Genomic DNA, 23307 nt, shown 5'->3' with positions numbered 1-23307 from the left:
TGACGCTCGACCCGCCGACGCCCCCGCCGCGGTCGGGCGCCGCGGCTCCTCTCCTCTAACGCGGCCCCGGGGCCGACGCATGGGCGTCGGTGCAAAGCGGGGTCGCCCCCCGTTCGTCGCGGTCCGCGATGGCCTTTCCCCTTTGTAATCGGGGAGCGCCCGCGGTCCGTCCCGCCCCCACAGCTTTCCCGTGCGCATTCAAAACCGCTTCTTTCCCGCCCGTCCGTCCCGACCGCAAACGCCGACCCGGCGGGGCTTCACGCTGATCGAACTGCTGGTGGTGATCGCGATCGTCGCGGTCCTCGTCAGCCTGCTCCTGCCCGCCGTCCAACAGGCCCGCGAGGCCGCCCGGCGGGCCCAGTGCAAGAACAACCTCAAGCAGCTCGCGCTGGCGCTGCACAACTACGAATCGACGCACCGCGTCTTCCCGCCGGGCTCGCTGGGCTTTCCGATGGTCTGGTCGGCTCAGGCCCAGCTCCTGCCGTACGTCGAGCAGGCGAATCTGCACGGGCTGCTGGACTTCGACGTCCCCCCGCTGACGTTCGGGTTTCTCACCGAGGCCGCGGCGAACGAGGCCGCCGCGAAGCAGGCCCTCCCCCTGCTGCTCTGCCCCAGCGACGGCGACCGGGTGCCGGGCTCGGAGTTCGGCGGGCTCAGCTATCCCGCCTGCACCGGGGCGGGGGCGACGAACGACGGCGCCGCCGCGAACGGAACCGGCGTGATCTTCTCCCGGTCCGCGATCGGCTTCCGCGATCTGCGGGACGGCGTGACGCACACCGTCGTGTTCGGCGAACAGCTGTTGGGCGACGGCACGGACGAACCGCCGGCCGAGGGCGATCCCCGCCGCCGCGTGATCGAACTGCCCGACGGCACGCCGACGACCCCGGACGCCTGCCTCGCCGACGCCGCCCCGGCGTGGTCCGGTCAGCGGGGGGCGAAGTGGATCAACGGGCACTACGCCGACGCGATGTACAACCACTTTTACACGCCGAACGCCGAGGCGCCGGACTGTCACAACGGCTACCACAGTCACGCGCTGACGGCCGCCCGCAGCGCCCACTCGGGGGGCGTGCAACTCGCCCTGTGCGACGGCAGCGTGCAGTTCGTCAGCGACGGCGTCGCCTTGGAGACCTGGCGGGCGCTGGCGACGCGAGCCGGCGGCGAGGTGGTCGAGGACGCCTTCTGACCGCCGCCCGGGCGATCCGGGGGCGGGCGGCTTACACTGCCGCCCGCCCCGTTCCCTCCCCGGCCGCCCCGTCCGATGCTCGCCGCCCCGCTGCTGATCGCCGCCCTGTCGTTCGCCCCCGCCGCGGCCGACGCCGCCGAGGCCGGGCCGCCCGCCTGGCCGGCGTTCCTCGGACAGGGGGCGACGGCGCCGGACCCCGCGGCGATCCCCGTCGAGTGGACCCCCGAGTCCCCGAAGTGGACCGCCGACCTGCCCGGGCACGGGCAAAGCTCCCCGGTGGTGTGGGACGACCGGGCCTTCGTCACCGCCGTTTCCGGTCGGGAGAAGGAGGCGCTGCACGTCCTCGGCATCGATCTGAAGACCGGCAACACGTTGTGGCATCGGACCACGAACAGCTCCGACCCGGTCGAGAACACCCTGTACGTCTCCCGGGCCGCCCCGACGCCCTGCGTGGACCGCAACGCCGTGTATCCCTTCTTCGAGAGCGGCGACCTGTACGCTCTCGATCACGATGGCGAGTACCTCTGGCACGTCCCCCTGTGGAAGAAGGTGGGCCGGTTTCAGAACGAGTTCGGCCTCGGCTCCTCCCCCTGCCAGACGGCTGACACGCTGTTCGTGCTGAAGGACGACCCGAGCGGCCCGTCCGTGCTGATCGCGATCCGCAAGGCGGACGGCGGCATCCTCTGGACGGCCGACCGCGGCGAGAACCGGAAGAGCTGGGCCTCCCCGGCGATCGTGCCGGTGAACGGCGAGCCGCACGTGGTCGTCTCCTCCGGCGGCGGCGTGCAGGGCTACGACCCGGCGACCGGCGAGGAACTGTGGTCGCTGGGCGAGGTCGGCGGCAACACCGCCGCCACGCCGCTGCCGTACGCGGACGGGTCGTTCCTCATCGCCGCCAGCCCCGGCCGCGGGGGCGAGGACGCCGACGCCGCCCGCATCTCCAACGGGGCGGTGAAGGTGACGAAAACCGACGACGGCTACTCCGCCGAGAAGCTGTGGACGGACGAGGACCTCACCGTCAGTTGGGCCTCCCCGATCGTGCACGACGGCCGGGCCTACTGGGTGAACCGGCAGGGCGTGCTGTTCTGCCTGAACGCGGAAACCGGCGAGCAGCTGTACGCCTCCCGCACCCCGGCCGGCGGCTGCTGGGCCACCCCGCTGGCGGCGGGCGACCGGATCTACCTGTTCGGCAAGGACGGCATCACGGCGACCGTGGCGGCCGGCGACGAGTACGAATTGCTCGCCACCAGCCGCGTGTGGGAGGAGGGCGCGACCGAGGCGAACCCGGACCTCGCCCCCGAGGACGATCCGCAGCGGGCCGGCGCCGCGGCGATGTTCAGCGGCATCACCCAATACGGCGTCGCCGCCGACCCCGCCGGCCTGCTGATCCGCACCGGTTCCAAGCTCTACCGGCTGTCGGCGGAGTGAGCCGGGCGGTCTAAGCGGCAGACCGACGACGCCCCGTGCCGTACGGCTGCCGTACAGCACGGGGCTTCGAACCAGCGGGACTTACGACGACCCGACGATGACCCGACCCTCAGGCGAAAAAGAATCGTGGCGACTTGAGATTTCTCTCGCGGCGCTCCTCGGGGCCCCCTGGTACATCTTTTCTTCGAGCGGCTCGATCGCGCTCGCACTGCACGCAGTCTCGGCGGTCATTTATTTATGCATCGTCGTCCTTCGTCTTCGGACGAGGTTCGGTCATCACGTCGTTTCTGATGGTCGGAACCCTCTCCTGGCTGATTGCGATGGTCGGCACGGCGGTCAATGAGGGCCTTCTCCTTTGAGGGCCGGCTCCGGAGCGTCATGTCTGCCTACGCTGCCTTTACCGCGGGATGGGCGACGATGGGCGTCGCGTCTGTCCGGCACGCCGCGGGGTGAGCATCGAGCCCGGCCGAAGAGAGCCCGCCGGTCTATACTCCCTCATGCGTGACGCTTTGAGATCCCGTTCGCGGATTGCCTCCGCTCTGTTCCTGTTGGCGTTCGGCGCGAGAATGGTTTCCGCCGGGCCGCCGCTGCGGTATGAGGCGGGGCCGATTTACTACGCCTCCGCGACCGCGGAGAACGCCCTTACTCGGCTGGCGGACGACCTCGACGCCGGCCGGCGGACGCTGCCGATCGACGACCGGCACGGCCTGCTGCCGGCGCTGCTCGAGGCGTTGGAAGTCCCGGTCGAGTCGCAGGTGTTGAACTTCACGAAGCTCAGCCAGCAGAAGGACCTCGTCGGGCCGGAGACGCCGCGGGCGATTTATTTCTCGGACGACGCCTATGTCGGGCACGTGCCGGGCGGGTTTCTGGAGGTGATCGTCTCCGACCCGGGGCTCGGGTTGTCGTTCCACACTGTCGACCTGCTGACGTGGAACTCCGGCGGGCCGCCGGAGGTACTCATCGACCGCGAGGTGATGAGCTGCACCGTCTGCCACGCCGGGCCGCGGACGTTGGACGTGCCGGGGCTGCTGGTCCGCAGCGTGTTCAGCGACGAGACCGGCCGCCCCGCCCTGCCGGCCCGCGATGTGCGGCCGGACCACGGCACGCCGCTCGCCGACCGCTTCGGCGGCTGGTACGTCACCGGTACAACCGGCCCGGCCCGCCACCGCGGCAACCTCACCCTGCCCACCGACCGCCCGGAGCAGTGGGACGAACTGGCGGAGAACGCCGCCGGCCGGAACGTCACCGACCTGTCCGGACGGTTCGACGCCTCGGCCTACCGCTCGCCGCACAGCGACGTGGTGGCGTTGATGACGTTGGAGCACCAGCTCGACGCCCACAACCGGATGGTCCGCACCGGCTACGCCTATCGCATCGCCGCGGAGGCCGGCACGGCCGACGAACCGGACGCGGCGTGGCGGGCGGAGGCCGAGGACCTGCTCGCCCACCTGCTATTCGAGGGGGAGACGCCGTTGGACCACCCGGTCACGGGGACGAGCGGCTTCGCCGAGGCCTTCGCCGCCCGCGGCCCCTTCGACGACGCCGGCCGGTCGCTGCGGCAGTTCGACCTGGAAACCCGGCTGTTCCGCTACCCGTGCAGCTACACGGTGCACTCCGACGGCTTCGCCCACCTGCCGAAGGAGGTGCGGGGCTACCTCTACCGCCGCCTGTACGAGGTGACACACGGCGAGGAGTTTGCCCACCTCAGCGACGAAGATCGAACCGCCCTGCGGGAGATCCTCCCGGCCGTGCTGCCGGAGTTGGCAGGGGCGTGGAAGACTTTCGTGTCGACGCCTTTCTGATCGACTCTCTGCACCTCTCAGGGGCGACGAAGCGAACGCTATGCAATCTCACGTCACACCGTGTCCGTACTGCGGACAGACGGCGCTTTGCCGAGCGGCGGTGGATGGGGTCAGCGAAGAAATGGTGATGTGCTTCGAGTGCGACACCGTCTGGGCAAACCGGACGGCGGTCACCGACGGCGAAGGCGTCGGGTTCGAGCGGTTCATGAGCGAGCAGGGCCGGCTTCCCGATTGGCAGGCGGTCCGAGAGATCGAACCCCTCTGACGGTGAGAGGGGGGACCGTGCGCGGGCGGAGCGCTCCAGCGTTGATCCGCGACGGCGTCGGCTCCGTTAGACTCCGTTCGTGACTGACGACGCCCCCCCCGCCGACCCGTCGCCGCCCGTGCCGTCGAGCCCCCGGCCAACAAGGCCCGCTCCCTCGAAGCCCCTGCCGCGGCGCGTCGAGGACGCCGCCGGGCGGGCGAATCGGGAACCGCGGTCGCGGCTCAATCTGGCCCGGATCATCAGCCTCGGCGCCCTGTCCGCGCTGATCGTGTTCTTGGGCATCACCTTCTACAAGGTGGTGGCGCCGTTTCTGCTCCCGCTGTTTCTGGCGGGGGTCGTCGCGGTGCTGTGCCGGCCGTGGTACATGCGGCTGCGACGCCGGCTGAACCGCCGCGGGCGGGTGGCGGCGGGGGTCGTGACGGCGGCGGTGCTGGGGCTGATCCTGTTGCCGACCGCCGCGGCGACGTTCGCGGCCGGCTCCTACCTGATCGATCTGACGGAGGCGGCCCGCACGCGCGTCGCCCAACTGAAGGGGGAGATGGCCGACGCCGCCGGGCGAGAGGACTTCGACTACCGCATGCTGATCGCCGCCGACGTGCGGGAGGCGTTAAAGATCGAGCCGCCGGCGGAGGGCGAACAGGATCTGATCGCCTCCGCCGCGAGGCTGCTGCCGGCGGAATATTCGGAACTCCGGGCCGCCGTCGTGCAGGGCGGGCGGGACCTGCCCGCCGCCGCGGGGGTGGGCGTCGCCGCGGGGGTGTTGGGCAACGCCGTCGAGCTGCTGATCGCCCTGGCGATGTTCGGCGTGGGCCTCTACTACTTCCTCTGCGACGGCCCGGCGCTGCTGCAGGGAACCCGGGAACTGGTTCCGGTGCAGACGGAATACCAGCAGGCCCTGCTCGACCGGTTCGACACCGTGCTGCGGGCGGTGGTGCTCAGCACGTTTCTCGCCGCGGCGGCCCAGGGGATTCTCACGGCGATCGCCATTCAGCTCTGCGGGTTGGGGCACTTCGTCGCCTTCGCCGTCGCCGGGACGCTGTCGGCCCTGATCCCGCTGGCCGGCACCTGGCTGGTGTGGGGGCCCTGCGTGATCTGGCTCTACCTGCACGACAGCCCGATCGCGGCGACCTTCCTGCTGCTGTTCGGCTCCGTGGTGGTGGGCACGCTGGACAACGTGATCCGCACGCTGGTGCTCAACAGCGACGCCAAACTTCACCCGCTGCTGGCCTTCGTCTGCGTGCTGGGGGGTCTGAAGGTGATGGGCATCTGGGGGGTGTTCGTCGGCCCGGTGGTCGCGGCCTGCCTGCACACGCTGTTGGAGATCTTCAACACGGAGTTGCGGGAGTTCTCCCGGGAACGATTCGATTCCGCCGTCGCTGCCCGCCGCCCGCCGGAGGCGGCGCCCCGCTCTGCCGCGCCCCCGCCGCCGACCGCGGACGCCCACCCGCCGTTGACCCCCTCCGTCGCGGCGACCTAAACCCCGCGAACGCCGGTCCGCACGACCGGATGGGGTCCGAAAGACTGGGGGAAGGTCGGCCGTGTCGTTCTCGCCGGAAGCCGCGTCCGCCGGGCCGATCGCCCGGCGGAGCGAACCGCTGCGGGTCGCGGTGGACGGCCTCGTCGGGGTCTGCTGCGGAACCGCGGAGGAGACCGCCCGCGGGGTGACGCTGGGATTCTGGTTCGGTCTGCTGCCCAAGGAGAACGCCACCGCCTGCGCGCTGGGGCTGGCGGTCGCGGCGGTTCGGCTGAACCTCGCCGCGGCGGCCTGGGCGGCGCTGGCGGCGACGGCGCTGGTCCCGCTGCTCGATCCTTACCTGCACCGCCTCGGGCTGGCCCTGCTGAGCGCCCCGTCGGTTCGCGGCGGCCTCGCCCCGCTGCTCGCCCTGCCCGGCGGGGCCTGGCTGGGGTGGGACAACACCGTCGCCTTCGCCGCCCTGCTGGTCGGCGCCGCCGCCGCCTGGCCCCTGCACCGCGGCGCCCTGGCCGCCCACCGGGCGCTCGCCGCCGCGTGGACCGACTGGCGGACCGCCGACCGCCTCGCCGGGGAGGCGCCGTGACCGCACCTCGCATCGAACCTCGGCGAGAGTCCGGGCGGAACCGCGTGCCGCTGCTCGCACGCCGCTACCTGCTGCCCCGCGTCGTCCTGGCGGCGGGGCTGTGGGCGTTCCTGGCGTTCGGGTTCGACCCGCTGCTGCGCGACGCCTCGGTGCGGATCGTCGGCCGCGCGACCGGGGCCCGGCCGGAGTTGGCGACGCTCCGCACCGCCGCGTTCCCCCCGCGGATCGACCTGTCCGAATTCGCCCTGCCGGACCCGCAGCGGCCGGGGCGGAACCTCGTGTCGTTCGACCGGCTGACGGGGGATCTCGACGCCGCCGCACTGCTCCGCGGCCGGGTCCGCGTCACGGCCGGCACGCTGACCGGGCTGACCTTCGGCGCCCCGCGGGACCTCCCCGCCGGTGAGTCCGATTCGCTCCGCCTCGCCCTGCCGAACCCCGCCGCCCTGCTGCCCGTTTGCGACGGGTTGGACGACTTCGACGGGGCACTGGGCGATCTGCCGGACCTGCTGGGCGGGGGCGGTCCGACGCCGACTGAGGAACTGGAAACCGTTCGTCTCGCCCGCCGCTTGCGGGGGGAGTGGGAGGACCGGCTGAACGCCTTCGCCGCCCGGGCCGCCGAGTTGGAGCGCCGCTCGCGGGTTCTTTCCGACCCGACGAACGCCGGGGACGTCGCCGGACAGGCCCGCACGCTGGCCGCCGACGCGGAGGCCCTGCGACGGGAACTGCCCGCCCTGGCGGTGCGAGCCGCCGAGGACCGGGCCGCCCTCGCCGCCGCCAGGCGGCGGGACGCGGAACGGCTCGACGCGTTCGCCGCCGCCCCACCGGACGCCGACGCCGCGGCCCGGTCGCTGCTCGGCCCGGCGTTGACGCAGCGGCTCACGGCGACGCTGGCCGTCACCCACTGGCTGCGAGAGCGCCTGGGAGAACCCGACGCCCTCGCTCCCCCGCCCCCGCCGCGGCGGGGCGTCCGCGTGCCCTTCCCCCTCGCCGATCCGCGGCCGGCGGTCTTGCTGGAGAACCTCGCCGTCACCGGCGCCCTGCCGACGGCCGACGGCCCGCTCCCCTTCGCCGGCACGCTGACCGGTCTCACCAGCGACCCGGCCCTGCACGGCCGCCCCGTCGCCGGGTCCTTCACCGCCGTCGCCGATCCGCAGGCGACGGACCTCGACGGGAACGCCCCCCGGTTCGCCCTGTTGTTCACGCACGACGCCTCCGGCGGGGAGCCGGTGACGAACGTGGAACTGCGGGTCGCCACCGCGGTGCCGCAGGGGGCGCGGGCGGCCGTCGCCCGCGTGCCGGTGCCGATCGCCGGCCCGGGCGACGGCGAGCCGGCCGGGCTGAACTGGACCGCCCGCCTGCGGCTGACCGGCCGCGGGGCCGACGCGGATCTGAACGGGGCCGTCGATCTCCGCCTCACCGCCCGTCTGGGCGGCGGCGACGCCCCGGCGGGAACGCCGCCCGACCAGGCGGCGCTGGCCCGCACGGTGAACGCCGCCGCGGCGACGCTGGACGGGCTGAGCGGTTCGCTGCACCTTTCCGGCCCGGCGTCGCGGCCGGTTTGGCAGTTGGAGACCGACGCCGGCGAACGCTTCGTCGCCGCTCTTCGCCCGGTCGTCGGCCGGGCCGCCGCCGACCGCGCGGCGGCCCTGCGCGCCCAAGCCGAAGCGACCGAGACCCGTTTCCTCGCGGACCTCTCCGGCCGCTGGGGCGAAGCGACCGGCGACCTGTCCCGCGTCGCCGCGCTCGCCCAACGGCTGGGCGGCGACGCCCCGACGCGGGAGGGCGGCGTGATCCAACGGACCGCCGCCCGGATGCCGGCCGCCCGGATGCCAGGCGACGGAGGGCGTTGACCGTGGCGAAGCGGCCCGACGGCGCCCGCTCCCGGTTCGCCCCGACGCTGCGCGGCCCCGGCACGGCGGCCGTCGCCGACCGGGGTCCGACCCCGCTGCTGGAGATCCCGGAGAACGCCGCCGCCCTCGCCGCCGTGCGGGCGCTCGCCGAATCCGTCCCGCCCGCCGACGCCGAGGAAGAACCAGCCGCCTCCCCGGCGCTCGGCCCGCGGCTCTACCTGTACGGCCCGGCCGGCTGCGGCAAGACGCGGCTGATCGACGAGTTGCTGCGGCTCGATCGCTCCACCGGCGCCCTCCGCACCGCGGCCGAGCGGAAAGCGGCGGGCGTCGTCCGCTTCACCGGCGCCGGGCTGGCGGCGGCGCTGGACGAGGCCCTCGCCGGCGGCTTCCCCGGCCCGCTGCGGGAGGACCTGCTCTCCGCCCGGCTGCTGATCGTCGAGGACCTTGCCGGCGTCCGGGCCAAGCCGAAAACCCAGGACCTGCTGCTCGCCGCCCTCGACGCGGTCGAGCAATCGGGCGGCCGGGCGGTCCTCAGCGGGCCGGGCCTTCCGGGCGAACTCCCCGCTGTCTCCCAACGACTCACCGATCGACTCCGCGGGGGAGTCTGCGTGAGTCTCAACGCCCCGGGCCGGGAGTCCGTCGCAACGATCTTGGGGCGATTCGCGGAACGTCGTCGCATCGCGGCGACGCCGGAGGCCCTGCGGCGGCTGGGGAACGCGCTGGCGGGGACCTCCGTGCGGGAGTTGGAGGCGATCGCGGACCGCCTGACCGAACTAGCCCGGGCGGCGGGGACGACCGGCTGGAGCGAGGAGATCGCCGCGGCGCTGCTCGCCGGCCGGGAGAACGCCGCCCCGGACCGGCCGCCGCCCACGCTGGCGGCCGTCAGTCGGGCGGTCGCGGGGCGGTTTGGGCTGACGGTCGATCAACTCCGCAGACCGGGCCGCTCCGCCGCGGTGGTGCCGGCCCGGCAGGCGGGGATGGCCCTCTGCCGCGAATTAACCGGCGAACCGCTCGCCGCCGTCGCCCGCCACTTCGGCCGCAGCGACCACGGCACGGTGATGCACGCCCTCAAACGCTTCGCGGAGCGGGAACAGGGCGACGCCGCGTTCCGGGCGAACGTCGCCGCGATCCGCAAGGCGTTGAAAGCTCGATAAACGAGCCCGCTAACCGGCGACCTCTTCGAGGTGCTCCCACAGTTCGGCCAGCCGGCTCTTCGCCTGATCGTATTTCCGGCGGACCTTTTTCGCGGCGGCGCCGTCGCGGACGACCTCCGGGGCGGCGAGTTCGACCTGCAAGGACTCGATCGCCTCCTCCGTCTCGGCGATCTCCGCTTCGATCTGCTCCGCCGGTTTATAGGGGAACCTCTTCGATTTCGCGTCCGCGGCCCCGTTCTTCGCGGAGGCTTTGGCGGGGACCTTCTTCGCCTCCTGGGCGGCGGCCTCCGCGTCTTCGGCGGCCTTGGTGGCGTCGCGGAAGGCGACGTAGTCCGAATAATTGCCCTCGTGCAACTTCACCCCCTCCGGCGTGAAGACGAGCACTTTCGTGGCGATGCGGTCCATAAAATAGCGGTCGTGCGAGACGAACAGCAGCGTCCCGCCGAACTCCAGCAGCGCCCGTTCGAGGGCGTCGCGGCTCCAGAGATCGAGGTGGTTGGTCGGTTCGTCCAACACCATCGTGTTGTAATTGCCGGTGGCGAGCCGGGCGAGGGCGACGCGGGTTTTCTCGCCGCCGCTCATGGCGCCGACCTTCATCAGCCCCATTTCGTCCTTCACGCCGAATTTGGCCAGCATGCTGCGGCCGAAGCCCGGATTGAAAGGGTCGTCGCCGGGCGGGCGGACGGCATCCACGGCGGTTTCGTTCTCGCCGACGCTCTCCAACCGCTGGTCGAAGTAACCGACCCGCACGTTCGCCCCCTCGGTAACCGTCCCGCTGTCCGGCGGGAGGGCGCCGACGACGCACTTCAAAAAGGTCGTCTTGCCGCAGCCGTTATGCCCGACGACGCCGATACGGTCGCCGCGCTCCACCCGCAAACTGACGTTCTCGAACAGCGGCCCCTCGTCGAAGCCCTTGGAGAGATTTTCGATCTCCAGCGTTTTATCGCCGGTGCGGTCGGCGGCGGTGAACTTCATCCGCGGACCGGACTCGTCGTAGACCGGCACCTCGACGCGGTCCTCCTCCAGCCGAGCGATCGATTTGAGCTTGCTCTGGGCCTGTTTGCTCTTGGTGCCGTAGCGGTTCTTGGCGACGAACCGCTCCGCCTTCTCGATCGTGTCCCGCTGCTTCTCGGCGGTGCGTTCGAGCACCTTCAGGCGCTCCTCCCGCTGGGCCCGGTAGGTGCTGAAGTTGCCTTTGTATTCATGCAGCGTCCCGCCCAGCAGTTCGAAGGTGCGGGTGGTGACGTTGTCGAGGAAGTAGCGGTCGTGAGAGACCACGATCACCGCCCCGCCGACCCGCGGGAGGTAGCCTTCGAGCCACTCCGTGCCGGCGACGTCGAGGTGGTTGGTCGGTTCGTCCAGCAGCATCACGTCCGGGTCGGACAGCAATAACCGGGCGAGGATCGCCCGGCTCCGCTGGCCGCCGGACATCTCGGCGAGGTCCGCGTCGTACTGGCTTTTCGTGAAGCCGAGACCGCCGAGCACCTCGTCGACTTTATAGTCCAGTTCGAAGGCGTCGTGGCGGGTCAGCTCCTCCTGAATGGCGTCGAAGCGGCGGTGCAGCTTTTCCGCCTCCGGCCCCTCCCAGACCTCCGCCATTTTGTGAGCGATCTTTTCGCTCTCTTTATGGAGCGCGTAGTAATGGGCGAGGCCGGCTTTGGCCTCGTCCATCAGCGTGCGGCCGGGAGGAAACTGGGCTTCCTGTTCGAGCAGCCCGACGGTCGCCCCCTGCGGGGTGGTCACGCCGCCGGTGTCCGGCGTTTCCCGGCCGATCAGGCAGTGCATCAGGGTCGTCTTGCCGGTCCCGTTGGGGCCGACGAGGCCGACGCGCTCGCCGGCCCGCACGTCGAAGGTGACGTTTTTAAAAACCGGCGTGCGGTCGAACTGCCGGGACAGATCGGCGGCGGACAGCAGAACCATAACGCGGGCGGCGGGGGAAGACGGCGGAGACGAGCGGGGACGAAACGACGGCCGGCGGGGGCGCAGACCGGAAGTGTAGTGGGCGAGTCGCGGGGCGGGAACGGGGCGACCGGACGATCGCCCCGCCGCGGTCACTCGGCCCCGGCGGGTTCGCTCTCGGCGGCGGGGGCGTCCGCGGAGGCGTTGGCCGTCCAGCGGGGGGCGTTCTTCCAGGCGTCGACGTCCTCGACCACGCAGCGGAAGCCGCAGTGGAAGCTGCCGGTGCCGGGGTCGCCCTTCATGCGGCTGGCGACTCGGTAGCCGGTGCAGTAGTTGTCGCTGCACAGGAAGCTGCCGCCCCGCTGCACCCGTTTGGGCAGGTTCGGTTCGTTCGGGTCGAAGCTGTCCGCCGGGCCGGGCGGGTCGACGTCCGGGCCGGTCGCGTAGTAGTCCGGGCGATACCAGTCGCGGCACCACTCCCAGACGTTGCCGCTGAGCGCGTACAGGCCCCAGTCGTTGGGCGGGAAGGCTTTCACGGGGGAGGAGCGGGTGTAGCCGTCGGCGCCGCTGTCCTCGAAGGGGAATTTGCCCTGATAGATGTTCGCCCGGTGCTCCGTCCTGCCGTCCTCGCCCTCGGGGAGCAGCACGTTGCCCCAGGGGTATTCGCGGCCCTCGTGCCCGGCCCGGGCGGCGTACTCCCATTGGGCCTCGGTCGGGAGCTTTTTGCCGGCCCATTTGGCGTAGGCGACGGCGTCGTCCCAACTGACGTGCACCACCGGATGATCGCCCTTGCCGACGAGGTCCGAACCGGGGCCTTCGGGGTGGCGCCAGTTCGCCCCGTCCTGCATCTGCCAGACGCCGGCCTGCACGACGAGGTTGGGGTTCTCGCCGATGTAGGCGGCCATCCGCCGGTCGAAGGTGGGGCTCAGGCAGACGCTGCCGGGTTCGAGGCCCTCCTCGGGGATGTTGGCGAGGAACTCGTCGGGAACCATCCCCTCCAGGTCCTCCCGGGTGATCGGCTTTTCGGCGGCGGTGACGTAGCCGGTCGCGGCCACGAAGGCGGCGAACTCGTCGTTGGTGACCTCCGTCTCGTCCATCCAGAAGGGGGAGAGGGTCACCTCCCGCACCGGCGATTCGTCCCCGTGCAGCCGGGGCGGATCGACGGTGCCCATGCGGAAGGAGCCGCCCGGGATCGCGACCATGCCGTCGCCGGCGGGCGACTCCGGAGCGACCCGCGGCTCGTCGGCGGCAGCCTCCGCGGCGGCGATCGGGTCGGCGGTCTCGGCGGTCGGTTCGGCGGGAGCCGGCGGGGCGACCTCCTGTTGAGCTGTCAGGGCGGCGACGGGCTCGGCGGCTGCGGCCTCGGCGGCGACGGGCTCGGCGGCGGCGTCGAGTTCCGACCCGCAGCCGGTCAGGAGGAGCGCACCGAGCGACAGGCCCCCCGCGGCCAGCCAGGTCGGGAACCGGAGCGGGGCGACGGGAACCGCGGGGGCGGGGCGGCGGGGCACGGGCGGGCTCATCGTCGGGGAACGCTCAACGGACGGATCGGGGCCGCCCCGGGTCGGGCGGTGCGGGCCGTATGGTACGCCCCAGCCCCCGACGCGGGCAAAGCGGCGATCGAGGGGCGGCGTCCGCCGCGACGGACGTTAGAATCGGGCGCCGCTCCGGTCGCCCCCTCGTCGCCGCCCCCGGTTCGATCAAGCGTCGATCGCGATTCGTTCCGACCGGGGCCGGTTCGACGCCCCGCCCCTGGGCTCCCACGGCACTCCCCCGCCCGCGTCGCCCGCCCCAATAGGTTGTCCCCCGTGCTCATGACCGCCCCGGCTCCCCGCCCCGCCGCCGGGTCTCGGGACGACCGGTCCGCCCCGTCCCCCGCCGGCGCCGCCACGATCGAACCGCCCCCCGACTCCGCCGGCGAGGCCCATCACCCGCCCCCGCCGATCCCCCCGGGCGAAATTCACCCGCCGGAGCGCTGGATCCCGGACGAGCACGCCCCGCCGGTCGCCGCGGACGATCCCCCGGACGACGACGCCCCCGCCGGGCAGAAGCTCCAGTGGTGGAGCAGTCCGCGGACGTTGTTGAACTACGTCCTCGGGCTGGAGGACACCCCGCACCAGATCGCGTTGGGCGTGGCCGTGGGGTTCTTCTGGGGCATGACGCCCACCGTCGGCGTGCAGATGATGTTGGTGCTGGCCTTCTATTACTGCTGCAAGCCGTTCTTCAACTTCAACGTGAAGGCGTCGCTCGTCACGGTTTATATCTCGAACCCGCTGACGATGCTCGCGATTTATTGGTTCGACTACGAAGTCGGCACGCTGTTCGTCTCCGGCGACCTGACGAAGGCGGAGTTGGCCGGGGTGCTGGAGTACGAGGGCCTCGCGGACTGGTGGGAGACCGTCAAGGACCTCGTGCTGCGGGTCGGCTGGCCGATGCTGATCGGCTCCGTGGTCGTCGGCGGCGCCTGCGCCCTGGCGAGCTACCCGATCACGCGGTGGTCCGTCGTGAAGTGGCGGTCGCGGAAGGCGTAGGGTCCGCTGGGCCGACGTTACGAGAGGGGAAAGACCTCCACGTCCACGCCGTCGCTGGAGCGCACGTGGTCCGGCGGGCGACCGGCTTCCTGGCTCGCACCGGACAGCCCCGGGAATCCCGCTGCGGCGACGAGCGAATCGCTCAGCCGCTCGACCCGCGCCGGCCGCAGCGGGTACGGCGCGTGGTGCACCTGACCGCGGAGGATGCGGCCCCGAGCGGGCGTGAACAGCAGGTAGCGCTCTGCCAGAAAGTGGTCGAGCGTACCGGGTGCCGCGGCGCCCGCCGGGCCGGTCGCGGCGACTTCAATCAGGCCCCCCGCCCCGCGCGGGCCGGGCCAGAGGCGGCGGGTTTCGTACCGCGTGCGGTCGCCGTCGCGGGTCACGGTCATCGCCGCCCGGAAGTACGGCAGCCGCCACGCCGTACGGGCAATCGCCACGGCGAGCCATTTGGCGGCGTCGAGGCTGTAGAAGAAGACGCCCGGCTCCCGTTCGCCCCGCGCGTTCCTGCGGGTGACGTAGGTGCGGACGTTCGTCTCCGGGAACGTCGACACGCCCGGGACCGCCGGGGCCCACCGCGGTCGCACGCCGGTCATCAGGAACGGCACGAGTCCGATCCAGGCGGCGCCGTCGTGCGTGTCCAGTTCGAGCCCCGCCGGGAGCGTCTTCGCCACGACCTCCGGCTCGACGCGCCAGTGCAGAAACGTGAGATGCCGCCACGACTGATAGCCCGCCGGTCGTCCAGCCGGTCGCGCAGTCAGAGCGAGGCGGTCGATCTCGTCGTTCGGCGGGGCGGCGGGGGGCAGGACCATGGGGAGCGATCCGCAGCGGCGCCGCGAATCCAACGGAGTGCGATGAACCAGTCCGGGCCGGATCGCGTTCGGAACGTCTCCGCCCTCGCCGCCGTCCCCCGTCTTGATGCTCCGCCGCGACTCCGAACGCTTTGTCGAGGCCGTCGAATCGCTGGCCGACGCGGCGCCGGACCACCCGGTGTCGCGGGGGCTGTTCGGGGCGATCCTGCCGGCGATCCTCGCCCTGCACGGGGTGCGGGGGCTGTGGCGGGGGCGGATGCCGTTCGTCGGCGGCCGCCCGCTGCGGTGGTGGGAACTGCACGGGGCGGAGGCGCTGTGCGTGGCCGCGGCGGCCCTCGCCGCGGCGGCCTTCCTGCACGCCCACTTCTTCTGGACCCCGCACCCGCGGTTCCACGGGTACGGGACGCTCGGGAAGATCGCCGCCCTGGTCGCGTTCGCGGCGGCCGCCGGCGGGTTCGTCTGGTTCGGCCTGATCGCGAACTGATCGCGGACCGCCCCGGCCGCCGTCCGGATTACGCCAGCAGGCTTTCGCCGGTCATCTCGGCCGGTTTGTCGACCCCGAGGAGGTCCAGCACGGTCGGGGCGACGTCCGCCAGGCGGCCGCCCTCCCGCAGCGTGCGGCCACCGGTCCCCTTGGAGGTCAGGTCCTCCGCGACGACGACCAGGTCCACGTCGTAGGTCGTGTGGGCGGTGTGCGGGCGACCGGACTCGAGGTCGACCATCTGCTCGCAGTTGCCGTGGTCCGCGGTGACGACAAGCGCCCCGCCCTTGGCCAGCGCGGCGTCGACGATCTCGCCGACGCAGCCGTCCACCACCTCCACCGCCTTCACGGCGGCCTCCAGCACGCCGGTGTGGCCAACCATGTCGCCGTTGGCGTAGTTCACGAGGATGAAGTCCGCCCCGTCCTTGGCGATCTGATCGAGCACGGCGTCGGTCACGCCGCGGGCGCTCATTTCCGGCTTCTGGTCGTAGGTGCTGACGTCCCGGGGCGAGGGGATCTCCAACTGCGTCTCGCCGGGGAAGGCGTCTTCGCGGTAGTCGTTGAAGAAGAAGGTGACGTGCGGGGCCTTCTCGCTTTCAGCGCAGCGGAACTGCGTCAGCCCGGCGGCGCCGACCACGTCCCCGAGGATGCCCTTCATCTTCGGCGGCTTTTCGAAGGCGACCTGCGTGTCGAGGCCGGTCTCGTAGCGGGCCATCGTGCAGAAGAAGAGGTCCTGCGGCACCGGAGCCCGGTCGAACCCGCCGCCCTTGATGGCCCCCCAGTCCGCGTCGTCCAGCACGAACGCCTTGGTGATCTCCCGCGGACGGTCGCCGCGGAAGTTGTAGAAGATGACGGAGTCTCCGTCGGCGATGCGGCCGCCGTTCTTCGGGCCGGTCCCGGCGGGGTAGTTGGTGTAGTAGGGGGCGACGAACTCGTCGCCGGCCCGCTCCGGCTCCGTAGGGTTCTCGTAGTACGCCGCCAGGGCGGCGCCGGCGCTGTCGGTCGGCTGCCCGCCGCGGCCCAGCAGCAGGTCGTAGGCCTTCTGCACGCGGTCCCAGCGGAAGTCCCGGTCCATCGCGTAAAACCGGCCGATCACGCTGGCGACCGGCGGGTAGCCGGCCTCGGCAAGCTTCGCCTCCAGGGTCTTCACGTACTCCGCCCCGCCGTTGGGGGCGGTGTCGCGGCCGTCGGTGATGACGTGCACGGCCAGCTGATCCGCCGGCAGCCCGGCCCGTTTGCAAAGGTCGACCAGGGCGAGGCAGTGGTCGATGTGGCTGTGCACGCCGCCGTCGGACAGCAAACCGAGCAGGTGGACCACCTTGCCGCTGCTCTTCGCCCGGTTCACGGCCTCCAGCAGGGTGGAGTTCTCCTGGAAGGCGCCGCTTGTGACGGCGTTGGTGATCCGCATCAGCTCCTGGTCGACGATCCGGCCGGCGCCGAGGTTCTGGTGGCCGACCTCGCTGTTGCCCATCACGCCCGGCGGCAGACCGACGTCGGTGCCGCTGGTTTTGATCTGCACGTGCGGGTACTCCGCCAGCAGCCGATCGCTGACCGGCGTGGCGCCCTGCACGGTGGCGTTGCAGAAGTCCTGATCGGAACGGGGGTTGTGGCCCCAGCCGTCGCGGATGATCAGAACGACGGGGCGGTGGGCGGCGGGCATGCGGGGGCGACGGCGGAAGGATGCGGCGGGCGCGGCCATCTTCGTTCCGCCCGCCGGACTCGCAACCGCACCGCCTCCGCCCCCGGACAGAACCGCGGGCGGACCTGCATCAGAACGACGCACCGAAAAGTTGGGGTGGACGCGATCGAAAATTTTTTCCCGGGGTCTGTCTGGTCCGTCTCCCGCCATTCCCAAGGGGACGGAACGGGGGTCGCCTGCGGGGCGACCCCGGCCTCCCCGCTCGGGGATCCGCCCACCGCTGGCTTGCATAACCCCCGGCGAACCGTAAGGTCCCCGCCAATCCGAAGGGGGCACGTGACCCGAACAGCCCGTGGGGTCCCCCCAAAGCTCCTGCCCCGCCCCGTTCGCGGGGCCACCCCAACCCGACCGTGAGACGAGCTCGAATGCTGCACCTCCGTTTCGGCACGCTCCCCGTTCCCTCCCGGCCGCGGCTTTGCGGCGTCGGCCCGGTGGTCCTGGCGTTGAGCCTGGGCCTGTCGGTCGCGGCGAACGGGGGCGAAGGGCCTGCGGAGCGAACCGCGGGCTACCGACCGAGCAATAGCTCCACCGCCGCGAAGGACGCAACGGCAGATCTCGCGACGGTCGGCAACCAACTCGCCCCCGCGGAGCCGGACGGCAAGCCGGAGGCCGGCCGCTGGGTGGAGGACGTCGAAACCGCCCGCGTGACCGCCGCCGCCACCGACCGCCCGGTCGTGCTGCACTTTTACGCGGAGTGGTGCCGGCCCTGTCAGAAGATGGAGGCCGAGGTGCTGGGCAAGCCGGCCGTGCTGGCCCAACTGGGCGGCGACGGGGTCGTCGGCGTGAAAGTCGACGTGGACGAGCACGAGGACCTCGCCGAGGAATACGGCGTCACCGCCCTGCCCGCCGACGTCTTCCTGCAGTCGGACGGCACCCTGCTGACGCGGGCCGTCGGCCCGACCGACGTCGCCGGGTACGCCGGCCGGCTCTCCCGCGTCGCCGCTCACCTGCCCGCCAGCGACGCCGCCGACCTGCTGGAGTGCCCCAAGTGCGAGCCGGGCGACCCGGCCGAACTGCTGGAAGAATGGGCCCGCCGCCGCGGCCCGGGGCATATCGAACTGGGCCTGAAGGGGTACTGCCCGGTCTCGCTGGTGGACGGTAAGGTGTGGGAGAAGGGCGAGGCGAAGTACGCCTGGAGCGTCGGCGGGGTCGCCTACCGCCTGAAGGACGCCGCCGCCCTGGCCAAGTTCCGGGCCAACCCCAGCCGGTACGCCCCGCAGCTCAGCGGCTACGACCCGCACCTGCTCTCCACCACGGCCCGGGCCGTGCCGGGGCGGGCGGAGTTCGCGGCCTTCTACGACGGCCAGCTCTACCTGCACGCCACCGAGGCCAGCCGCCGGGCCTTCATCGCCGACCCCGCCGGCCACGTCCTGCCGCAGCGGATCTACCCCAGCGCCGCCGACTTCGCCGCCGCTCCCGCCGCCGCGGCTGCGGAGGGGACGAAGGAACCGATGGGCTCCTGACGCTCGGCCGCGGTTCGATGTAAACCTCCGCCCGTCCGAGCCGGCGCTCGGGCGGGCGGAGCGTCATGTTGAAGCGATGTCAAACCCCGCCCGCCGCCGGCCCACCCCCTGGCCGGGACGCTTCGCCGGCGCCGTCGCGGCGGTCACGGCGCTCTCCGCGGTCGCTCCCCCGCACCCGTGGGAGCAATTCCTCCAGCACCTCGGCACGCCGCTGGCCCTGGCAGCCCTGTGGGTCGGCGGGCGACGCGGCTGGATCAGCGGGCCGGCGGCCGCGGGGGTGGCGATCTTCTTCCTGCTGCACGCCGTCGCGGCCCGGTTCCTCTATTCGACCGTGCCGGGCGGGGAGCGGCTGACGTTGTTCTCGCTGGGCGGGCCGGACGGGCGAAACCATTTCGACCGGCTGGTCCACTTCGCCTCCGGCCTGCTGCTCGTCCCGGTCGCGGCGGAAATCGCCGCCCGATTCGGCGGGATGAAGCCGGCTTGGGCGAGCGGGTTCGGCGTCTGTCTGCTGCTGGCGATCGCCGCGGCGTACGAGGTATTCGAATGGTCGCTGACGGCGCTGCTCGAACCGGCCTTCGCCGACCGCTACAACGGCCTGCAGGGCGATCAATGGGACGCCCAGAAGGATATGTTCCTTGCCGGGCTCGGGGCGCTGCTGGCCCTGCCGATCGCGTGGCGCCTGGCCCGACGGGCCGCCTGAGCGTGCAATTCGGCGCGCAAGCAAACGACCCGGACGCTCGAAGCGTCCGGGTCGATCGACGGTCAGCGAAGGCGGACCGGGGTCACAGCGGCTTGATGCGGATGTTCCGCCACATCACCACGCCCGGGTGCGGGCCGCGGTAGCTGTGGACCTGCAGGCCGATAAAGCCCTCGGCCGGCACCCGTTCGTTTTTAAGGGTGGAGACGGGTTCGCCGTTGATGAAGGTGTGAATGCTGTCGCCCTTGGCTTCGACGCGGTATTTGTTCCACTCGCCGTTCTTGAAGGCGTCCTTATTGGTGTGTTCCTCGACGGGGTCGAGCCAGCCGCCGCCCATCGCTTCGCCGTAGACGTAGCCGGCGTCGCCGGGGCTGGACTCGATCTCCACCTGCGGGCCGTTCACGCGGCCGTCCTTCGTGCCGCCCTTGCTGCTGGAACGGACCTGCACGCCGCTGTTCAGGTCCTTGGTGGGCAGCTTGACCTCGAACTCCAGCACGAAGTCGCCGTACGTATCTTTGGTGCAGAGGAAGGAGTTCGGGCTGCCCTCGGCGGTGCGGCCGACGATCGCCGGGGCCCCGTCCACCTCTTCCACCTTGTAGGTGGCCTTGCCGTTCCGCTGCTCCCAGCCGTCGAGGCTCTCGCCGTCGAACAGTGCGGTGAAGCCGTCGCCGTCCTTCTCCCCCTGTTCATGGTGATCGGCCGGGGCGGCGGGCGAGAGGACCAGCAGGGCGGCGGAGGTCAGCAGCGGGGCGAGGCGTCGCATCGGGAGCGTCTTTTTAAGGAGTTTGATCAAGAAAACCGGACCGGCATTGTCCGCGACCCATCGGCAGACGCAACGGAGTTCGGCGCCGGCTCTCCCATCGCAGCGCCTCTCCGCCGCACCAACCCGAAGCGTCAGCGAGGGCGTCGGCCGCGGGCCGACGGATCAGACGACGCCCTCGCTGACGCTTCGGGTTGGCGCTGTCGTCTTCACTCCCCATGCACGAAAACGCCCCGGCCGTCGGGGGACGGCCGGGGCGTCGGATTGTCAGCGGAAGCGCTCGCGGCTCACTTCGCCGCGTCCCACCACCAGCGGCCGGCGGGGCGTTCGAGTTCCCCGTCGTCGAACTTGTTCTGCAGACGGACGCCGGTCTTGTAGACCTCGCTGTCGGCCAGCACGCGGTTCAGGTCGCCGCGGACGCCGCCGGCCACCTGCACGACGACCTCCCCGCCGCGGTAGACGCGGTGGTTGACGGCGGTGTCGACCGTGGCGATCTCGGCGGCGGTTTCGACCGGGTAGAGGGCTTCCTGGGCGAACACGTCGCCGTGCCAGCCGGCCCGCTCGTCGAGGTTCTCCGCGGAGATCAGCGCCGCGACGAGGGACAGATCGAAGATGTTTTGCAGTTCGGCGAAGACCGGATCCTCGGCGGCGAGGGCCTGGAACTTGTTGGTGAACTCCGCGGCGAACTGGCTGTTCACGGCGCTGCTCTGTCCGGTCTGCTGCCGGGTGCCGTCGGCGTTGATGAACTCGTCCTCGCTCTTGCACAGCACGCGGCTGCCGACGAATTCGAACACGTCCCGGTCGGCGGAGTGCAGCACGGCGTCGAAGTCGGTCGTCAGCCACCACCGCAGGGCCTTCATCGGCACGCCGGAGGTGTTCCCGCTGGCGCCGAGCAGGTCGAAGTAGCTCTGGATGCCGGCGCCCTGCACCTTGTCGATCCCGATCAGCTTCATCCGGTAGTCGGCCTCGGCGATGACCCGGGCGACGCGGCTGTCGGCGGGCACGCCGTTGTAGACGACGTCCTGCTCGCCCAGCGCCTTGCCCAGCCCGGCGACGAACTGCCGCGTGGCGGAGGGGCCGGAGAGCGGGCCGCCGGCCTGCGAGGCCTCGGCGTAGTCCTTCACGGCTTTGAGCCCTTCCTGCCGCGGCACGATCAGGCACTGGAAGATGCCGCTGCCGGCGTCGGAGAAGGTCCGCAGCACGGTCACGAGGTCATCCAGGTGCAGCACCGGGCGGCCGTCGTCGGTGACGACGCGGCCGGCCTCGTCCGTGCTCCAGCCGGCGGCCGGGCCGCCCAGCAGGATGTCGCCGGGCTGATCGGCCGTCGGTTCGACCAGCAGGACGTACTGCACCTGCGTGAGACCGGCGAGGTGCCGCATCGAACCGGGCAGCGCACGGCCCTCGGCGAGACGCTCGGCGACCTCCGCTTCCAGCCCCCGCAGGGAGACGAGCCGCAGGTCGGACCGGGCGGCGACGTCGTCGTTCAGCTCGGCGAGTTGGGCGGACAAGCCGAGGGCGGCGAGGCGGTCGGCCCGTTCCCGCATCGTCAGGGCGGCCATCTTGCCGAGCGGGTCGACCTGCACGCCGCTTTGGTATTCCTCCAGCGAACCGCCTTCGCCGTCGATCTCTTCCCAGCCGCCGCCGTTCTCCAGACCGCCGGTGGTGGTTTGAATCAGGTCGATCAGCGACTGGAAGTCCGCCATCACACCGCCGGCGAGGCTGTCGTCGCCGCCGGCCGCGTCGGCGCCGCGGACCGGGCGGCCGTCGGCCCGGGTGGCGGTCATGCGGCTGAGCGTGCGGGCGGCGGCCTGCTGGGCGCCGGCTTCGAACTGGGCGGCGGCGACCTGCGCGAGCAGCGCGTCGTCGCCGACGGCCAACTCGGCGGCGGGACCGAACTCGCCGGCCGCGAGGTGGGCCCGCACGGCGTCGCCGTCGTTCGCCGTCGCTTCGGAGGCGACCAGGGGCGAGGCGGCGAGCGCCAGGGAGAGGAACACCCCGGCGGGGCGGTGGGGACGACGACGCACGGGGCGCTCCGGGCAGGGGGACGGGGGCGGACGGGTCCGGGACACGGACGGAGCTCGCCGCGTGACCCGATCGAACGTCCCGGAAAACGGGCGATCGACGGGGAGTGTGCGCGAGCCGCGGGCGGGGCCGACCGCCATTCTTCAGAATCGACAGCCCCGCGGGCAGCGTCAAGCCGTTGTGCTCCCGGCCCTGTTTTCATGGCCTATCCGCGTCCGGCGGCCGACAGGAGAGGTCCCGCCGCTAAAATCGCGCCCGCCCGTCGTTCCCCACTTCGCCCCCCGTCCACCGGAAACCGCCGCCCCGTGCCGGAACTGCCCGAGGTCGAAACGATGGTACGGGGCGTGCGGCCGCACGTCGTCGGGCGAACGATCACGGCCCTGCGGCGCCCCCGCGGCGGGGTGAACGCCGCCGGCGAGCCGCTCAAGCCGATCGCCCTCTCCCCCGGCCTCTCCGCGATGGCCGCCCGGGTGCGGGGAGCGGTCGTCGCAGCCGTCGAGCGGCGGGCGAAGCGGGTCGTGCTGCGGCTCTCCAACGACCGGGCGCTCGCCGTCGAGCCCCGCATGACGGGGCTGATGCTGCTCGGCGATCCGCCCACGCGGGATCACGTCCGGCTCGAATGGACGCTCGGCCCGGCCGCCGACGGCGGTTCGGCCTACCCCGCCCTGCGGTTCTGGGACCGCCGCGGGCTCGGCACCGTCACCCTCTACGAACCGGGCGAGTTGGAGCAGCGGCTCGGCCCGGACAAGCTCGGCCCGGACCCGCTGGCGCTGAGTCCGGAAGAGTGGACCGCCACCCTCGCCGCCGGCCTGTCCCGCACCGGCCGGCCGGTGAAGGTCGCGTTGCTCGATCAGAAGATCGCCGCCGGCGTGGGCAACCTGTACGCCAGCGAGGCCCTGTTCCACGCCCGCCTCGCCCCCGACCGGCCGGGGAACGCGTTGGGGGAAGAAGAGGTGCGGACTCTCGCCGCCGCCGTGCGGGCGGTGCTGACCGAGGCGATCGAATACGAGGGCAGCACGCTGTCGGACGGCACGTACCGAAACGCCCTCGGCGATCCCGGCCGCTACCGCAACGAGCACCGCGTCTACCAACGGGCCGGCGCCCCCTGCCCCCGCTGCGGCACGGAGATTCTCCGCACCGTCCAGGCCCAACGCAGCACGTTCCACTGCCCGACCTGCCAGGCTTGAGCGGGGGGAGATTGGAGCCG

General features: G+C 72.1%; 19 protein-coding genes. 13 read left to right on the top strand and 6 right to left on the bottom strand.

What is annotated here, in order from left to right:
• Window positions 1-190: 190 nt before the first annotated feature.
• The 8 genes from ACG2DA_RS12965 to ACG2DA_RS12930 all read left to right on the top strand — a co-directional run bounded on the left by ACG2DA_RS12965 (window position 191) and on the right by ACG2DA_RS12930 (window position 9742).
• Entirely contained in the window at window positions 191-1186 is a 996-nt protein-coding gene (locus ACG2DA_RS12965) for a DUF1559 domain-containing protein (protein ID WP_395256147.1), read from the top strand.
• Window positions 1187-1261: 75 nt separating this feature from the next.
• Complete coding sequence (locus ACG2DA_RS12960; RefSeq protein ID WP_395256146.1) at window positions 1262-2614, top strand: PQQ-binding-like beta-propeller repeat protein; 1353 nt, start codon at window positions 1262-1264, stop codon at window positions 2612-2614.
• A 566-nt stretch (window positions 2615-3180) separates the two neighbouring features.
• The gene (locus ACG2DA_RS12955; protein ID WP_395256145.1) at window positions 3181-4416 is read left to right on the top strand and encodes a hypothetical protein; all 1236 of its coding nucleotides are present in this window, start codon (window positions 3181-3183) and stop codon (window positions 4414-4416) included.
• 121 nt (window positions 4417-4537) lie between these two features.
• The gene (locus ACG2DA_RS12950; RefSeq protein WP_395256144.1) at window positions 4538-4681 is read left to right on the top strand and encodes a hypothetical protein; all 144 of its coding nucleotides are present in this window, start codon (window positions 4538-4540) and stop codon (window positions 4679-4681) included.
• Window positions 4682-4760: 79 nt separating this feature from the next.
• On the top strand, window positions 4761-6158 hold the full coding sequence (locus ACG2DA_RS12945) for an AI-2E family transporter (protein WP_395256142.1): 1398 nt from the start codon (window positions 4761-4763) through the stop codon (window positions 6156-6158).
• A gap of 61 nt (window positions 6159-6219) precedes the next feature.
• The gene (locus ACG2DA_RS12940; RefSeq protein ID WP_395256140.1) at window positions 6220-6738 is read left to right on the top strand and encodes a hypothetical protein; all 519 of its coding nucleotides are present in this window, start codon (window positions 6220-6222) and stop codon (window positions 6736-6738) included.
• A 44-nt stretch (window positions 6739-6782) separates the two neighbouring features.
• A complete protein-coding gene (locus tag ACG2DA_RS12935; protein ID WP_395256138.1) occupies window positions 6783-8588 on the top strand; it encodes a hypothetical protein in 1806 nt (601 codons plus the stop codon).
• 2 nt (window positions 8589-8590) lie between these two features.
• A complete protein-coding gene (locus tag ACG2DA_RS12930) occupies window positions 8591-9742 on the top strand; it encodes a helix-turn-helix domain-containing protein (protein ID WP_395256137.1) in 1152 nt (383 codons plus the stop codon).
• 9 nt (window positions 9743-9751) lie between these two features.
• Here ACG2DA_RS12930 and ACG2DA_RS12925 read toward each other — a convergent pair whose 3' ends face one another.
• Both ACG2DA_RS12925 and ACG2DA_RS12920 read right to left on the bottom strand, forming a co-directional pair.
• Window positions 9752-11662: an ABC-F family ATP-binding cassette domain-containing protein gene (locus ACG2DA_RS12925; protein WP_395256136.1), complete on the bottom strand. Its 1911-nt coding sequence runs from the start codon at window positions 11660-11662 to the stop codon at window positions 9752-9754.
• Between the two features lie 131 nt (window positions 11663-11793).
• Window positions 11794-13149 (bottom strand): formylglycine-generating enzyme family protein, encoded by a 1356-nt coding sequence (locus ACG2DA_RS12920; RefSeq protein WP_395256134.1) that lies wholly within the window; start codon window positions 13147-13149, stop codon window positions 11794-11796.
• A gap of 297 nt (window positions 13150-13446) precedes the next feature.
• On the opposite strand from ACG2DA_RS12920, the gene ACG2DA_RS12915 reads away from it, so the two are divergent.
• Window positions 13447-14169 (top strand): DUF2062 domain-containing protein, encoded by a 723-nt coding sequence (locus ACG2DA_RS12915; RefSeq protein WP_395256149.1) that lies wholly within the window; start codon window positions 13447-13449, stop codon window positions 14167-14169.
• A gap of 17 nt (window positions 14170-14186) precedes the next feature.
• Here the strand turns inward: ACG2DA_RS12915 and ACG2DA_RS12910 are convergent, their stop codons facing one another.
• On the bottom strand, window positions 14187-14978 hold the full coding sequence (locus ACG2DA_RS12910) for a YqjF family protein (RefSeq protein WP_395256133.1): 792 nt from the start codon (window positions 14976-14978) through the stop codon (window positions 14187-14189).
• Between the two features lie 106 nt (window positions 14979-15084).
• On the opposite strand from ACG2DA_RS12910, the gene ACG2DA_RS12905 reads away from it, so the two are divergent.
• Window positions 15085-15462: a hypothetical protein gene (locus ACG2DA_RS12905; protein WP_395256132.1), complete on the top strand. Its 378-nt coding sequence runs from the start codon at window positions 15085-15087 to the stop codon at window positions 15460-15462.
• Between the two features lie 28 nt (window positions 15463-15490).
• Here ACG2DA_RS12905 and gpmI read toward each other — a convergent pair whose 3' ends face one another.
• Complete coding sequence (gpmI, locus tag ACG2DA_RS12900; RefSeq protein ID WP_395256130.1) at window positions 15491-17119, bottom strand: 2,3-bisphosphoglycerate-independent phosphoglycerate mutase; 1629 nt, start codon at window positions 17117-17119, stop codon at window positions 15491-15493.
• Window positions 17120-17523: 404 nt separating this feature from the next.
• Here gpmI and ACG2DA_RS12895 point away from each other — a divergent pair, with 404 nt between their 5' ends.
• Both ACG2DA_RS12895 and ACG2DA_RS12890 read left to right on the top strand, forming a co-directional pair.
• Entirely contained in the window at window positions 17524-18621 is a 1098-nt protein-coding gene (locus ACG2DA_RS12895) for a thioredoxin domain-containing protein (protein ID WP_395256129.1), read from the top strand.
• Between the two features lie 76 nt (window positions 18622-18697).
• A complete protein-coding gene (locus ACG2DA_RS12890; protein WP_395256127.1) occupies window positions 18698-19321 on the top strand; it encodes a DUF2238 domain-containing protein in 624 nt (207 codons plus the stop codon).
• Between the two features lie 82 nt (window positions 19322-19403).
• On the opposite strand, the gene ACG2DA_RS12885 is transcribed toward ACG2DA_RS12890, so the two are convergent.
• Both ACG2DA_RS12885 and ACG2DA_RS12880 read right to left on the bottom strand, forming a co-directional pair.
• Complete coding sequence (locus tag ACG2DA_RS12885; protein WP_395256126.1) at window positions 19404-20081, bottom strand: DUF1080 domain-containing protein; 678 nt, start codon at window positions 20079-20081, stop codon at window positions 19404-19406.
• Between the two features lie 284 nt (window positions 20082-20365).
• Window positions 20366-22102, bottom strand: a complete 1737-nt coding sequence (locus ACG2DA_RS12880; RefSeq protein WP_395256125.1) for a DUF1598 domain-containing protein — start codon at window positions 22100-22102, stop codon at window positions 20366-20368.
• A gap of 303 nt (window positions 22103-22405) precedes the next feature.
• On the opposite strand from ACG2DA_RS12880, the gene mutM reads away from it, so the two are divergent.
• Window positions 22406-23287: a bifunctional DNA-formamidopyrimidine glycosylase/DNA-(apurinic or apyrimidinic site) lyase gene (mutM, locus tag ACG2DA_RS12875; RefSeq protein ID WP_395256124.1), complete on the top strand. Its 882-nt coding sequence runs from the start codon at window positions 22406-22408 to the stop codon at window positions 23285-23287.
• Window positions 23288-23307: the final 20 nt, after the last annotated feature.

This window comes from Alienimonas sp. DA493 (assembly GCF_043951915.1).
GTDB lineage: Bacteria > Planctomycetota > Planctomycetia > Planctomycetales > Planctomycetaceae > Alienimonas.
Note: the sequence above shows the minus strand (reverse complement) of the source record. Positions and strands in the feature narration are given on the sequence as shown.